The organism is Paenarthrobacter sp. CM16, from assembly GCF_013179505.1.
In the GTDB taxonomy this organism is placed as follows: Bacteria; Actinomycetota; Actinomycetes; order Actinomycetales; family Micrococcaceae; genus Arthrobacter.
Genome location: NZ_JABMCX010000522.1, coordinates 1 through 1,507, shown reverse-complemented (window position 1 = coordinate 1,507; position 1,507 = coordinate 1). Strand labels below are relative to the sequence as shown.

The window sequence follows — 1,507 nt, the reverse complement described above, 5'->3', positions numbered from 1 at the left end:
CAACAAGAACTACTCCGGCAGGCCCTCTTTGCTCACCGAAGCCAAGCGCTTCTCCGAGCACGCCGGCGGAGCACGCATCTTCCTCAAGCGCGAAGACCTGAACCACACAGGATCCCACAAGATCAACAACGTTTTGGGCCAGGCCCTCCTCGCCAAGCGCATGGGCAAAACCCGGGTGATTGCCGAAACGGGTGCAGGGCAGCACGGTGTTGCCAGCGCAACGGCCGCGGCTCTGCTTGGCCTGGAGTGCGTGGTCTACATGGGTGCCGAGGATTGCCGGCGCCAGGCCTTGAACGTGGCCCGCATGCAGTTGCTCGGTGCAACAGTGGTTCCCGTGACCAACGGCTCCCAGACCCTCAAGGACGCCATCAATGATGCCCTTCGGGATTGGGTCTCCAATGTTGAGCACACCCACTACCTTCTGGGGACGGCAGCCGGAGCCCACCCGTTCCCTGCCATGGTCCGCTACTTCCACGAGGTCATCGGCGAAGAAGCCCGCAGCCAGATCCTGGAGCAGACGGGCAAACTCCCCGACGCCATCGCTGCATGTATCGGTGGTGGCTCCAACGCCATCGGCCTGTTCCACGCTTTCCTTGATGACGCCTCCGTGAAGATCTACGGCTTTGAAGCCGGTGGCGAAGGTGTCGAAACCGGCCGCCATGCTGCTGCCATCTCCTTGGGCCGGCCCGGCGTGCTGCACGGCGCACGGTCCTACCTCATGCAGGACGAAGACGGCCAGACCATTGAATCCCACTCCATCTCCGCTGGTCTGGACTACCCCAGTGTGGGTCCCGAGCACTCTTACCTGGCAGACATCGGGCGCGTCTCCTACGAGGCCGTCACGGATACCGAAGCGATGGACGCCTTCAGCCTCCTCTGCCGGACCGAGGGCATCATTCCCGCCATCGAGTCCTCGCATGCATTGGCCGGTGCCATCAAGATCGGCCATCGCCTGACTGAGGGCAAGGACAACCCTTCCGACGTCACGGTGATCGTCAACCTCTCCGGCCGTGGAGACAAGGACGTGGAGACTGCCGCGGCCTGGTTCAACATGCTCGATGAGGAAGGGCACGTCAAGGGCACCACTTTGTCCACGCGAAAGCCCAAGGGACCCACTGAGCGCACTTCCGAAGCAGCCGTGGATGTCGATGAGGACCAGAACTGATGACTGAAGAATTCGCCAGCAAATCCGCTGCCGCCATTGATCGCGCCGCGTCCGAAGGCCGCGCAGCCTTGGTGGGCTACCTCCCCGCGGGCTACCCCACTGTGCAGGAGAGCATCGAGGCCGGCATTGCCCTGGCCCGCAACGGCGCCGACCTGATCGAAATCGGTATCCCATACTCCGATCCCGTGATGGACGGCCCGGTCATCCAGGCCGCCACTACCGAAGCGATCGCCAACGGATTCCGAGTGACCAACGTTTTCGACGTTGTCGCCGGAATTACTGCCGCCACTGATGCGGCAGTCCTGGTCATGACGTACTGGAACCCGGTGATGCGCATGGGCG

General features: G+C 62.9%; 2 protein-coding genes. Both read left to right on the top strand.

Going from position 1 to position 1,507, the window contains the following annotated elements:
- Positions 1-1,165, top strand: a 1,165-nt coding sequence (gene trpB / locus HP499_RS24135; protein ID WP_172326554.1) for a tryptophan synthase subunit beta, incomplete at its 5' end; no start/stop codon positions are given.
- A partial coding sequence (locus HP499_RS24130) for a tryptophan synthase subunit alpha (protein ID WP_172326553.1) occupies positions 1,165-1,507 on the top strand: 343 nt, incomplete at its 3' end. The genes trpB and HP499_RS24130, both read left to right, overlap by 1 nt.